12 protein-coding genes are annotated in these 12,786 nt (G+C 65.4%); 5 read left to right on the top strand and 7 right to left on the bottom strand.

The window, feature by feature from the left end:
* The first annotated feature begins 95 nt into the window (after nt 1-95).
* Complete coding sequence (locus tag EI982_RS12665) at nt 96-569, top strand: DUF6789 family protein (RefSeq protein WP_157690047.1); 474 nt, start codon at nt 96-98, stop codon at nt 567-569.
* Between the two features lie 4 nt (nt 570-573).
* Here the strand turns inward: EI982_RS12665 and EI982_RS12660 are convergent, their stop codons facing one another.
* The 5 genes from EI982_RS12660 to EI982_RS12640 form a co-directional block, all read right to left on the bottom strand.
* Entirely contained in the window at nt 574-1,890 is a 1,317-nt protein-coding gene (locus EI982_RS12660) for an aspartate aminotransferase family protein (RefSeq protein ID WP_157690046.1), read from the bottom strand.
* 99 nt (nt 1,891-1,989) lie between these two features.
* On the bottom strand, nt 1,990-3,675 hold the full coding sequence (locus tag EI982_RS12655) for an aldehyde ferredoxin oxidoreductase family protein (RefSeq protein ID WP_157690045.1): 1,686 nt from the start codon (nt 3,673-3,675) through the stop codon (nt 1,990-1,992).
* A gap of 152 nt (nt 3,676-3,827) precedes the next feature.
* Nucleotides 3,828-4,316: an Lrp/AsnC family transcriptional regulator gene (locus EI982_RS12650; RefSeq protein ID WP_157690044.1), complete on the bottom strand. Its 489-nt coding sequence runs from the start codon at nt 4,314-4,316 to the stop codon at nt 3,828-3,830.
* A 115-nt stretch (nt 4,317-4,431) separates the two neighbouring features.
* Nucleotides 4,432-5,523, bottom strand: coding sequence for an ABC transporter ATP-binding protein (locus EI982_RS12645; RefSeq protein WP_157690043.1), 1,092 nt, complete (start codon nt 5,521-5,523; stop codon nt 4,432-4,434).
* Nucleotides 5,524-5,577: 54 nt separating this feature from the next.
* On the bottom strand, nt 5,578-6,825 hold the full coding sequence (locus EI982_RS12640; protein WP_157690042.1) for an ABC transporter substrate-binding protein: 1,248 nt from the start codon (nt 6,823-6,825) through the stop codon (nt 5,578-5,580).
* Nucleotides 6,826-7,037: 212 nt separating this feature from the next.
* Between EI982_RS12640 and EI982_RS12635 the strand changes: the two genes are divergently transcribed.
* From EI982_RS12635 to EI982_RS12625, 3 genes are all read left to right on the top strand, one after another.
* Nucleotides 7,038-7,937: an ABC transporter permease gene (locus EI982_RS12635; protein ID WP_157690041.1), complete on the top strand. Its 900-nt coding sequence runs from the start codon at nt 7,038-7,040 to the stop codon at nt 7,935-7,937.
* A complete protein-coding gene (locus tag EI982_RS12630) occupies nt 7,934-8,755 on the top strand; it encodes an ABC transporter permease (RefSeq protein WP_157690040.1) in 822 nt (273 codons plus the stop codon). Before EI982_RS12635 ends, EI982_RS12630 begins: the two co-directional genes overlap by 4 nt.
* 121 nt (nt 8,756-8,876) lie before the next feature.
* Nucleotides 8,877-10,223, top strand: coding sequence for an aspartate aminotransferase family protein (locus EI982_RS12625; protein ID WP_157690039.1), 1,347 nt, complete (start codon nt 8,877-8,879; stop codon nt 10,221-10,223).
* Here the strand turns inward: EI982_RS12625 and EI982_RS12620 are convergent.
* Nucleotides 10,220-11,533 carry a glutamine synthetase family protein gene (locus EI982_RS12620; RefSeq protein ID WP_199243617.1) on the bottom strand — a complete coding sequence of 438 codons (1,314 nt, stop codon included), beginning with the start codon at nt 11,531-11,533 and terminating at the stop codon, nt 10,220-10,222. The genes EI982_RS12625 and EI982_RS12620 overlap by 4 nt on opposite strands.
* A gap of 148 nt (nt 11,534-11,681) precedes the next feature.
* On the opposite strand from EI982_RS12620, the gene EI982_RS12615 reads away from it, so the two are divergent.
* Nucleotides 11,682-12,323 (top strand): type 1 glutamine amidotransferase, encoded by a 642-nt coding sequence (locus EI982_RS12615; protein WP_157690038.1) that lies wholly within the window; start codon nt 11,682-11,684, stop codon nt 12,321-12,323.
* Nucleotides 12,324-12,494: 171 nt separating this feature from the next.
* On the opposite strand, the gene EI982_RS12610 is transcribed toward EI982_RS12615, so the two are convergent.
* On the bottom strand, nt 12,495-12,722 hold the full coding sequence (locus tag EI982_RS12610; RefSeq protein WP_157690037.1) for a YgaP family membrane protein: 228 nt from the start codon (nt 12,720-12,722) through the stop codon (nt 12,495-12,497).
* Between the last annotated feature and the right edge of the window lie 64 nt (nt 12,723-12,786).

Raw genomic sequence — 12,786 nt, 5'->3', positions numbered from 1 at the left:
TCCTGTGTACCCCGTCGACATAACTCCGGCGGCGACGTGTATCTCCCGCGTCCGATCCCCGAACGGGGTTGTTCCCGCTCGTCCTGTAGTGTGACATGGCAACACAGACCGAAACCGCGACCGGAACCGGCGAACTGGACGGTAACTGGCGGGCGGGCGTCATCGGCGGGGTCGCCGGGGCGCTGGTCATGGGGGCGCTCGTCCTCGCGATGAACGCCCCGACGCTGGCGGTCGCGATACCGTCGCTGTACGCGCTGGCGCCGCCGCCGAGTCCGGGACTCGGCATGGTGGTCCACGTCTCCCACGGGGCGGTGCTGGGTGTGGTCTTCGCGGCGCTGGTCGACATGAGCGGCGTGCGGACACCGACGAAGCGGGTCGGCCTCGGCATCGCGTGGGGCGTCGCGACGTGGATCGGTCTCGCGGCCCTAGTCATGCCGCTCTGGTTGAGCGCGGTCGGCTCCCCCGCGTCGCCACCGTTCCCCAACTTCGCGCCGCCGTCGCTCCTGTGGCACGCCGTCTACGGGGCCGTCCTCGGCGCCGTCTACGTGGCGACCGAGGACGCGGTGTAGACTGTCAGTCCCAGTCGTCGAGGGCGTCCTCGATAGCGGCGACGGTCCGTTCGAGTTCGTCGCGGGGGATGGCCAGCGGCGGCTGGAACCGGAGGACGTTCGAGTGGAAGCCACCGACGCCGATCACGATGCCCGCCTCGCGGAGGTGGTGACCGACGTGTTTCGCGAGTTTCGGATCGGGCGCGGGCGCGACGTCCATCGGGCCGGTGTCCGAGGGGTCGACGAGTTCGACCCCCTGCATCAGCCCGAGGCCGCGGGTCTCGCCGACGACGTCGTACGCCTCCAGGTCGGCGAGGCGGTCGCTCAGCCACGCCCCCCGTTCGCGGGCGTCGTCGACGATACCGCCCTGTAGCTCCTCGATGGTCGCGAGGGCCGCCGCACAGGCGACGGGGTTGCCGCCGAACGTCGAGAGGTGATCGCCGGACTCGAAGGCGTCGGCGATCTCCGGGCGAGCGGTGAAGGCCCCCAGCGGGAGGCCGTTGGCGATCCCCTTCGCCTGGGGCATGATGTCGGGCACGACGTCGAAGTGGTCCGACGCCCACAGCTCGCCGGTGCGGCCGTAGCCGGACTGAACCTCGTCGACGATCAACAGGGCGCCGTGGTCGTGGGCGATCTCCTGCACCCGGGAGAGCCACCCCTCCGGCGGGACGATGATGCCGCCCTCGCCCATCACCGGTTCGACGACCACCGCCGCGAGGTCGTCGGCGGTGTGCGTGTCGATGACACGTTCGACGTCCTCGGCACAGGCACACGAACAGGGACCGCCGTCGCACAGCTGACACCGGTAGGCGTAGGGCGGCGCGACGTGGGCGACGTCGTTGATCGTCGGCGCCATGTCGGATTTGTAGGCCTTGTTGCCGGTCAGCGCGAGGCTGCCGAGGGTCCGGCCGTGGAACGACATCTCCAGGGCCAGCACTTCCTTGTTGCCGGTGTACTTGCGGGCGAGTTTGATCGCGCCCTCGACGGCCTCGGTCCCCGAGTTACAGAAGAAGGATTTCTGCAGGTCCCCCGGCGTCACCTCGGCGAGTTTCTCGCCCAGTTCCGCCGCGGGCTGGTGGGGGTGGACGTACGTACAGCCGTGGACGAACTCGTCGAGTTGCTCCTTGGCGGCCTCGACGACCGCCTCGTTGCCGTGGCCGACGTTCGTCACGGAGATGCCCGAGAAGACGTCCAGATACTCGTTGCCGTCGAAGTCCTCGACGGTCCACCCGTCGGCCCGCCGCACCGGGACGTTCAGCTCCTTCCAGATCGGCATCAGGTACTCCTCGTACTGCGCTTCGACCGTCGCGTTGGTCGTCCTCGATGTGTGCTCCTGTGACATCCGTTACCCGTGGCTATGTGGACGCTTTCCCATTAAATTAAGCATTCTCGAATAATGCTCCAATATTCGGGGTGAAAATAGGTTCGTATACGAACGAGGTCAGCCCTCGACGGCCGTCGCGCCGTAGTCGTCGGGGAGCGCCTCGTCGGGGACGACGCCGTCCTCCCAGCCGCGGCGGTCGTAATACTCGTCGAGCGCCCGGTCGAGGTCGGGGAGGTCGTAGGGGAGGCGGTCGTCCGCGCGGTCGAACCCGCGCTGGTTGTTGAAGTGGCGTTCGAGGGTCACGACGCGGTCGCCGACCGCGAGCAGGTCCGCCATGTCGGCGTCGAACAGTCGCTCGTAGCGGTCCGGGTTCATGTACGACCGGGAGAACTTACAGACGACGCCGCTGTCGTTGAGCGCCATCAGGTTCTCGCGGTGGACGAGGGTGTCGGCCTTGCCGAGCGTCCCCGAGGGCTCCAGGGCCTGCTCCTCGTCGACGAGCGGATACTCGACGGAGTAGAAGGTCGCGTACATGTGGTCGGCGCCGCGGTTGGCGACGGCGTACGAGAGCCCCTGGCCGTGGAGGACGCGGCCCTCGTGGGCGGCGAAGTCCATCCCCTTGACCGACCAGTTCTCGACGCCCAGGTCGTCGTGGACGCGGTCGATACCCTCCGCGAGGATGTCGCCGACGCCCTCTCGGCGGGCGATCTTCTCGACGGTCTCGTGGATCAGGTCGGTGTCGCCGAACGCGTCGTTCGCGGCGAGGTAGGCCGCGACCGTGTTGCCCGCGGAGATGGCGTCCAGCCCGTAGCGGTCACAGAGCTCGTTCGACTTCATCACCTCGACGATGTCGTCGACGCCGGAGTTCGAGCCGAAGGCCATCGCTACCTCGAACTCCGGGCCCTCCGTCTCGACGCCCGCCGCCTCGTCCTTCGTCGGCAGTTTGCAGGCGAAGGCACAGGCCGAACAGGTGCCTTTCTTGTACTTCTTCTCCTCCACTGCCGCGCCGTCGATCCCGTCGACGCCCTCGAACTGTCGCTCGGAGAAGTAGTAGGAGGGGAGTCCCTCGACCTCGTTCGCCAACTCCATCACCGCGACGGTCCCCTGCCGTTTCATGATGTCGTCGGCCGTCGCCGCCTCGCGGTGGACCTCGTTCTGGGTCGCGTCGATCTCGATCCCGCGGTCGGCGTCGCCGCCGACGGTGATCGCCTTGACGTTCTTCGCGCCCATGACCGCCCCGAGACCGCCGCGGCCGAAGGCGCGCTCCTCGGAGGTCATGATGGACGCGAACCGGACCTCGTTTTCGCCGGCCGGGCCGATCACCGCCGTCCGATCGCTGCCGATGCCGTGTTCGGCTTCGAGGTAGTCGACCGTCTCCGGGACGGTCGCCCCCGCGAGGTCCGGGACGGGTTCGAACTCGACGCCGTCGTCGCGGACGTGGATCGCCAGCAGTTCGTCGCTCTGGCCGGCAATCTCGACCGCCCCGTACCCCGTGTCCACGAAGTTCCGCGACATGAACCCGCCGGCGTTGCTCGACAGCAGACCGTCGGTCAGTGGCGAGATGCCCGTACAGTTCATCCGCCCGGTGAAGCTCATCGTCGAGGCCTGCATGGGCCCCGTCGTGAACACGAGCCGGTTCTCCGGACCGAGCGGATCGGCGTCGAAGGGGATGCGCTCGTGGGCCAGACGCGTCGCCACGCCGCGGCCGCCGATGTACCGTTCCTGGATCGTGTCGATGTCGGCCGTCGTCGCCTCGCGCTCCCCGACGTCGAGCGCCAGTAGCGGTCCGGTGTCGTGTATCATATTCGAATACTGTCCTGTGCTCTCAATAAATGTTGTTGTGTGTCCTCCCGAACCTATTCGATGCGGAGACAATACAGGTTACGCCACGATGTTGGGACGTGATACAACCACTCGGCGCGCGCAGGAGTGTGGGTCGGGGCGGCGGGCGCGTCTCAGTCCTCGACGACCGAGTCGACCAGCGCCTCCGTCCCGAAGTCGTTGATGGGGTACGGCTCGCGTTTGACCGTCGTGATGACGAACCGCGAACTCGTGCGTCTGATCTCGTCGATGGCCTCGTAATCCTCGATCAGCGACTCGACCATCTGCCGGCTCGTGACGTGGGCGACGACGATGAAGTCGGTGTCACCCATCGTGAAATACACCTGATTTACCCCTTCGATGTCGGAGAGTTTCTCGCCGACGGTCGTGTGGTACCCCTCGTCGAACTCGGCGTACACCTCGCTGATGACCGTGATGTCGAGGCCGAGCTTCGAGAGGTCCATGTCGCCGAGGTCGTTTTCCAGGACGCCCCGCTCGCGGAGCTGGTCGAGCCGGTAGTGGACCGTCGATTTCGGGATGCCGGTGTGTTCCTGAATGCGATCCGGACTCGTGATGCCCTCCGACGCGACCGTCTTCAGAATGCGGATGTCTTTCTCGTCCATAGTGTCCTCGTCGCGTTCCCCGCGACCAGTCTGGAACCGATGTCGACTCCTCCCGGTATCAAACTTTCCAAGTCTTGGACGAGGTTCATCGTTCGCCGATCGAGTGAGACGACGTTCACTCGAAGATGAGTTCGCCCGAGGTGGCGGGGAACCCGACGGAGACTTCGGCGCCCTCGTCGAACGCGCGGGTCGTCTCGTTGATCTGCCGTTCGACGTGGAGTTCGACGGGACCCACGTCGACGTGGTACTGCTGGATCGATCCCTTGTAGATGGCGTCCTCGACGGTGCCCGTCCACTCGTTGGTCGTGTTCAGCGTCTCGCCGCCGTCGACTAGCTGGACCCGCTCGGGACGGACGGCGGCTGCCGCGTTCCGGCCGTCCGCGTCGTCGACGGACTCGACCGTGACGTCGAGGCCGTCGGTCCTGATGGTGCCGACGCCGTCGCCGGCCTCGTAGGTCCCCTCGAAGAGGTTCGTCTCGCCGAGGAAGTTCGCCACGAAGGTCGTCTCGGGGTGTTCGTACACCTCGCTGGCCTCGCCCACCTGTTCGATCCGCCCGTCGTTCATGACCGCGATCCGGTCGCTCATCGTCAGCGCCTCCTCCTGGTCGTGAGTCACGTAGAGGAAGGTGATGCCGAGTTCCTCCTGGATCTTCTTCAGTTCGACCTCCATGTGCTGGCGGAGCTTCCGGTCGAGACTCGCCAACGGCTCGTCGAGCAGGAGGACGTCGGGTTCGCGGACGAGCGCCCGGGCCATGGCCACGCGCTGTTTCTGTCCGCCGGACAGCTCCGTCGCCCGCCGGTCGTGGTAGTCCGGGAGTTCGACGAGTTCGAGGATGTCGTCGATGCGGCGGTCCCGCTCGTCGGCCGGGACGCCGTCCATCTCGAGGCCGAACGCGACGTTCTCCTTGACGGTCATGTGGGGGAACAGCGCCCACTCCTGGAACACCATGCTGGTGTCGCGCTCGTTCGCGGAGAGCGGAGTCACGCGGTTTCCGCTGATGAACACGTCGCCGTCGGAGGGCGTCTCCAGGCCCGCGATCATGCGGAGCGTCGTCGATTTGCCACACCCCGACGGCCCCAGCAGGGTCAGGAACTCCCCGGCCCTGATCTCGAGGTCGACGCCCTCGACCGCGACGAGGTCGCCGTACTCCTTCCGGAGCGCCTCTAGCTGTATCCGCCCGGTCTCTTGGACAGTCCCGTCGGTCATCTCACTGTCGGGGGATAGTCGTGGTGAACTCATGGATCGTTCGGTTCCGACCGCTCAGATCCCGGCCCGGGCTTTCGCCTCGGTCCAGAGGTCGGTCCAGGTGTCGGTGATCGGCGAGAACTCGTAGGGCGTCGTGTTCTGGGAGATCTCCGCCGCGGCGTCGAACCCGTCCTCGTTGAACATGAGCGCCTGCTGTTGGCTGTCGTCGAACATGTCGAAGGACTCGGTGTTGACCGGCGGGCTCTTCGCGGAGGGCTTCCAGGCGACGTTGTACTGCCCCTGTGCGGAGATGATCTTCCGCTGGAACTCGACGGCGAGCTCCCGATTGGTCGGGTTCTTCACGATGCAGAGCCCCTCGGTCCACTGCATCCCGCCCTGCTCCGGGATGACGACGTCGACCCAGTCGTTGCCCTCGGCGCGGAGCTGGCTCATCGCGAAGTTGCCGACGGGCGCCATCACGATGTCCTCCTGCAGGAACGCCTGCCGGATCGCGCTGGTCCCGGAGTAGACGGCGTTCATGTTCGAGAACATGTCGACGAGCTTCGAGCGGATGTCCTCGAGCTGTGACTCCGTCTGCTCGAAGGGCGGGTAGCCGAGCGAGAGCGCGATCTTCGGGATGTTCCACGTCGGCCAGTCCATGATGCCGATCTTCCCCTCGTACTCGCCGTTCGGCCCGCCGGTCCAGAGGGTCTCGTACGACTGGTAATGCTCCTCGGGGACCTGATCCGTGTTCACGGTGAGCGTGTCCCAGCCCCACCGCGTCGGGAGGGCGTACATCTCGTCGTCGTGGCGGAACGAACTGAACGGCTCCTGGAACCGCTCCAAGAAGTTCTCCCGCTCGGGGTAGTCCGCGGGGTCGAGCGGTTCGATCGTGCCCGCCTGGGCGTGACGCTGTGCCCACGTGTTGTTCAGCGTCAGGAGATCGAAGGTCTCCGTCCCGCCGCTCTGGAGCGTGTTGAACCCTTCCGGGTCGCTCGAGAGGAGTTTGATGTTGACCGTCGCGTCGTGTTCGCTCTCGAACTCGCTGACGATTTCGTCGGTGCCGTACCCCTCCCAGGTCAGGATGTTCAACGTGTTCCCGTCACCGGAGGCGCTTCCGGTGGTCGTCCCGTCGGAACCACCGTCGCCGCCATCGCTGCCGTCGCCGCCGTCGCCGCCGTCGCCGCCGCCGCCGACCTCACGACGGCCGGCACAGCCCGCGAGCCCCGCGGCCCCGACGCTGCCCGCCGCCACCAGGAAGGCACGACGGCCCGATCCGTTCGATACGCCACCCTCGCCCGCGTTCGACCTCGAATCCGTCATACACACCAATGCAAAATCTAACGACTTATACTTACTCCTTGTTTCGGACAAGATCTGATTATGTACTCTATTTATGAATGAAGTCCATGTATTAATCGTCACACCGTACCACGTGTCTACTTTCGCCGGCGCCGCCCGGCCGTGGTCCCGTCGATCGGGACGATCGGTGGCCACCACAACATATATTGGACATAGTATTACTAATCTGAGCCATGGCAGAACAAGCGTCTCAAGAATCGAAGGGAGGTTGGTCTCTGTTCGAATCACCACCCATCTCCCGGGACCTCCTCGTGACCGCGGGGCCGCTGGTGTTGCTGGAGCTGCTGTTCTTCATCGGCCCGGTGCTCATCATGTTCTACATCGCGTCGATGCGCATGGAGGACCTGGTGCTGATCCCGGACTACGGGATCCGGAACTTCTTGGCGGTGTTCACGGAGTTCGTCAACCGGACCGCGTTCGTGAACACGACGACGCTCGCGGTGTTGACGACGGTGACGGCGGCCGTCGTCGCGTACCCGCTCGCGTACTACATCGCCCGGTTCGGCGGGCGGTACAAGAACCAACTCGCGGTGCTGGTGATGATCCCCTTCTGGACGAACTTCATCGTCCGCGTCTACGGGTGGAAGATCATCCTGGGTTCTCAGGGCGTCCTCAACTCCGCGCTCATCGCGGTCGGTATCCTGAACCAGCCCCTCGAGTGGATCATCAACACCCAGTTCTCCATCTGGCTCGGGCTGACGTATCTGTGGTTGCCGTTCATGATCCTCCCGCTGTACTCGAGTCTCGAAAAGATCGACGGCGAGATCATCGAGGCCGCCTACGACCTGGGCGCCTCGCGGTACGCCGTGTTCCGCCGGATCGTCCTCCCGCTGTCGCTGTCGGGGCTCGTCGGGGGGTTCATCTTCGTGTTCATCTTCAGCATGGGGGCGTACATCGTCCCCGCGATGCTCGGCGGCGGCGAACTGTTCATGGGGACCCGGATCGCCTACGAGTTCGGCATCGGCGGTGACTGGCCGATGGGCGCCGCGCTCGGGAGCGTCCTGATGATCGTCGTCGTCGGGGTGCTGTGGTCGCTGCTCGGCTACGTCAACCTGGAGGAGATGTTCCAATGAGCACGCAGTCGCAACACGAGCGGGGAACCGAGTTCTCCGTGGCGTCGGTCGTCCGATTCGTCGAACGCAACTGGATCCGCGCCTGGTCGGCGCTGGTCTTCCTGTTCCTCTATGCGCCCATCATCGTCCTCATCGTCTTCTCCTTCGAGCGGGGGACCTTCTCGACGGTCCCCTGGGACGGCTTCACGTTCCGGTGGTACCGGCAACTCGCGGCCAACAGCCGGCTGATCGACGCCGCGGTGAACAGCCTCTACGTCGGCGCCGTCGTCACGACGGTCGCGACGGTGCTCGGTACCCTCGGGGCCGTCACCCTCGTCCGGTACGACTTCAAACTCAAGAGCCTCTATCGCCTGCTCGTGGTCGCGCCGATGACCATTCCCGGCCTCATCCTCGGGGTGGCGCTGCTCAACTGGTTCAACTACATCGGCATCTCGACGTCGCTGAAGACGGTCATGATCGGACAGCTGGTGTTCGTCACGCCGTTCGTCCTCATCACCGTCACCTCGCGGCTCCGAGGGTTCGACCCGGCCATGGAGGAGGCGGCACGTGACCTCGGCGCGAGCCGGTGGCAGGCCTACCGCCGCGTCACCCTGCCGATCCTCATGCCCGGCATCGTCAGCGGCGCGCTCTTTGCCTTCACGCTCTCCTTCGACGACTTCCTCATCGCGTTTTTTACCAGCGGCGTGAAAAACACCCTCCCCATCTACATCTGGTCGAAGATCCAACACGGTACGAGCCCGGTCATCAACGCCATCAGCACCCTCGTGCTCCTGTTCAGCATCTCGCTGGTCCTCATCAGCTACTACTTCACCGACTGACGCCGGCAGTCGGATGCAATTCCGTACGACGATGGCTCGTAAAGATGTACTGAGTTCTATAATATTCTCGAATGTGGTATACGATACAAAATTTTAAATTTCGAGCGGTCTAGCCGCACCTATGGATCTCTGGAGCGACTACGAGGCGCGGTATCGCGAGCGGACCGCCGAGAGCGAGCGGGCCTACGAACGTCTCACGGAGGACGTTCCCGCCGGCGTCGCGAGCACCTACCGCGCCTGGGACCCGTATCCCTTCGTCGTCGACCGGGCCGAAGGCGTCCACCTCCACGACGTCGACGGCAACGCCTACGTCGACTTCGACATGAACAACGGAGCCGGCATGGTCGGCCACGCACACCCCGCGGTGACCGAGGCCGCGGCCGATCAGCTCTCGGATGGAACGCTGTACACCCACCCCCACGAACTGCTCGGGGAGGCCGCGGCGGAGCTGAAAAAGCGGTGGTCGATGGTCGACAAGGTGCGGTTCACGAACAGCGGCACCGAGAGCACCATGCACGCCATCCGGGTCGCCCGCGCCTACTCCGGGCGGGACAAGCTCCTGAAGATCGAGGGGTCCTACCACGGCGTCCACGACTACGCCCTCATCAGCAAGTCGACCCCGGCGGGACAGGTCGGCCACCCGAAGCGCCCGAACAAGGTCGTCGAGAGCGACGGGATTCCGGACGAGGTGGCCGAGACCGTCGAGGTCGCCCCGTTCAACGACCTCGACGCCGTCGAGGACATCCTCGACGAACACGTCAACGAGATCGGCGCGCTGATCGTCGAGCCGGTCGTCCTCGCCAAGGGCGTCACGCAACCGTACGACGGGTTCCTGCAGGGGCTCCGGGAACTCTGTGACGAGTACGGCGTCGTCTACATCTTCGACGAGGTCAAGACCGGCGTGAAGATCGCTCCGGGCGGTGCGGCGGAGTATTACGACGTCGAACCCGACCTCGTGACGATGGCAAAGAGCATCGGCGGCAACTTCCCCGTGGGTGCTTTCGGCGGCCGCGAGGAGGTCATGTCCGTCATCGAGGATCACACCGCCCACTACGGCACCTACAACGGGAACCCGCTGGTCGCCCGCGTCGTCAAGACGGTCCTCCAAGACGTCCTCACCGAGGACGCCTACCGACACGTCAACGACCTCGGGGAGCGACTCGCCGCGGGCTACGAGGAGATCATGGCCGACGCCGGCATCACCGGCCACGTCGAGAGCGTCAACTCCCAGGGAATCGTCTCGTTCACCGACCGCCGGATCGAGGACTACCGCGACTATCTCGATCACGTCGACGTGGAGTTCCACGAGAACTTCTGGTTCGGGATGCTCAACCAGGGGGTCGTCCCCCACCCCCACGACGCGTCACAGCAGTGGACCATCTCGGTCCAACACGAGAAACGCCACATCGACGAACATCTGGAGGCGTTCAAGGAGATCGCGCCGCGGCTCGCCGAGGAACAGGGCTAGAGCGTCTCGACGTACTGGGTCCGCTCCCAGTCGGTCACGGTCTCGCGGAACGACTCCAGTTCCCGCCGCTTGCTCGCGGTGTAGGCCCGGACGAGGTCCTCGCCGAGCAGGTCCGTGAGCTTCGAATCCGCCTCCAGCGCACGCAGCGCCGCCTCGGGGGACCCGGGCAGTCGCGGCGCCGCGCCCGTTGGGTCGCCTTCGATCGGATCACCCGGATCGAGTTCGCGGCGCAGGCCGTCGTAGCCGGCCGCGAGCGTCGCCGCGGCGACGAGATACGGGTTCGCGCCGGCGCTCGGCATCCGGTTCTCGATCCGCGGGGTCCCCCTCGGCACCCGGATCCCGGTCATGCGGTTGTCCGCCCCCCAGGACGCCGTGTACGGTGCGAACCCGTCCGGGTCGAACCGCTTGAACGCGTTGAGCGTCGGCGCCCCGACCGCGGTGAGGGCGTCGGCATGCGCCAGGACGCCGCCGACGAAGTGCCGGCCGAACGTCGAAAGGGCGCCGTCGTCCGCGGGGGCGAAGACGTTCTCGTCGCCGTCGAAGGCGGAGACGTGGAGGTGGTAGCCGCTCCCTTCGCGGTCGCCGAAGGGTTTCGCCATGAACGTCGCCCGCTGGTCGACGAGGCGTGCGGTCCGTTTCACCAGTCGCTTGAAGTCGAAGGTCGTGTCCGCCTGGGACAGGGGACGGCCGTAGTCGAAGAGTACCTCCAGCTGGCCGGGGCCGTGTTCGTGCTGGAGGGAGGTCAGGTCGACGCCGTAGTCGTCGGCGTAGTCGGTGAGTCGGTCGTAGAAGGGGGCGACCGCCTCGGTGGCCCAAGTGATACACTCGTGTTTGTGGTCGGTCGCGGGTTCGTAGCCGCCGTCGACCGGATCCAGCAGGTAGAACTCCAGTTCGCTCCCGAGATACCACCGGTAGTCGAACGCCGCCTCCAGCCGCGAGAGCACGGAGCGGAGGACGGTCCGCGGCGCCGCCGCGACGGGCTCGCCGTCGTAGTGCAGGTCACAGATGACGCGGGCGGCGTCGTCCCGCCAGGGCAGGCGTCGGAACGTCGAGGGGTCGGGGTGGACGGTGCCGTCGCCGTAATCGATCTCCGCGCCGAAACCGCTTCCCGTGGGCACCTCGCTGCGCGGCGTCTGGACCAGCAGGAGCAGGTTCATCGGGAAGCCGTCCCGCCAGTTGTCGAGGAAGTAGTCCGCCCGCACCTGTTTCGAGCGGGAGATGCCGTTGATGTCCCCGAACTCGACGAACACGTGGTCGACGTCCGCCGACTCGATGCGCCGCTCCATCTCCGTGCCGTCGTCACTGGTCATGGGTCCCTCGGTGATGCATCGTCCTCCGTGTGCGACGCGGAGTATTTGTATTTTCCTCAGTCGTGGAGGGCGTCCAACGTAGCACGCTCGATTCGGACACGAACCGATCACGGAACGCTTTATTGTATCGGAGAGCCTCCATCCGACAATGACGATACTCGTCCTCGACGACGAAGTACAGCCGGACTACCGGTATCTCGGGCCGGAGATCGAACGTCTCACGCCGGACGGCGAGTATCACGTGTACGCGGACGATCCGGAGACCCCCGATCTGGACGTCTACGACGGCGTGATCATCAGCGGGAGCACCGCCAGCGTCTACGAGGAGGACCACGCGTTTATCGACCGGCAGCGCGACCTGGTGGCGTCGTGTCTCGACAGCGGAGTGCCGCTGTTGGGGATCTGTTTCGGTCACCAACTCGTCAACGACGCCCTCGGCGGACGGGTCGTGGAGGACCGACGCCGGGCGACGTTCGTCGGGATGGACGTGACGGCGCCGGACGACCCGGTCCTCGACGGCGTCGGCGACGTGGTGCCCGTCCTGCACGCCGACCTCGTCGTCGAGCCCGGTCGGGGGATGGAAACCATCGCGACGACCGACTACAACGACTACTTCTGTACCCGACACGAGTCGGCGCCGATCTGGACGGTGCAGTACCACCCCGAGTTCACCGAGCGCGTCGAGGACAACCCGAGCGACTGGTCGCGGGGCGGGTACGACTTCGCTGACTCGAACGCGACGGCGACGATCACCAACTTCGCCGCGGTCTGTGAGCGGCGGGCCGACTGATACGGATTATTGGCCTTGTTGAAACCCTCAGGCAGTGATCGGTCTCAGTTGGTGTGCTGAATACAGAGGCTGTATGCAGCACGTCCCGTTGACGCTATCTCTACCTAGGCTAGTCGGGTTCGTCGTTTCCCTACGTGGTCGGAAGGACAACAGCGTTCTCGATTCGACGCCCTACGGCCCAGCGTTTCGCGGGCACGTACTCATGCCCAGGACGGAGTAGACTGGACAGGAGCGAGTCGCTGCCGTTCCAAGCATGATGAGCGCAACGACACCGAGCGCCGGTGAGGCAAGAGCTGGCGCGGCGAGCTGCCCGACGAGAATCGCAAGGGAAAGCACTCCGGCGACTGCACCGACTATTGTCCGCACTGATTTATCGGTGGCTCCGACATTGACGTCCATATTATGGAGTCGCGCTACTGTATGTTAACAATGCCTCGGTTGTGCACTATTCTTGCAAGACCCG

Origin of the sequence: Haloplanus salinarum (genome assembly GCF_009762275.1) — an archaeon.
Classification (GTDB): Archaea; Halobacteriota; Halobacteria; order Halobacteriales; family Haloferacaceae; genus Haloplanus; species Haloplanus salinarum.
The sequence above is the reverse complement of the archived record's forward strand: the minus strand, read 5'-3'. Positions and strand labels throughout refer to the sequence as shown.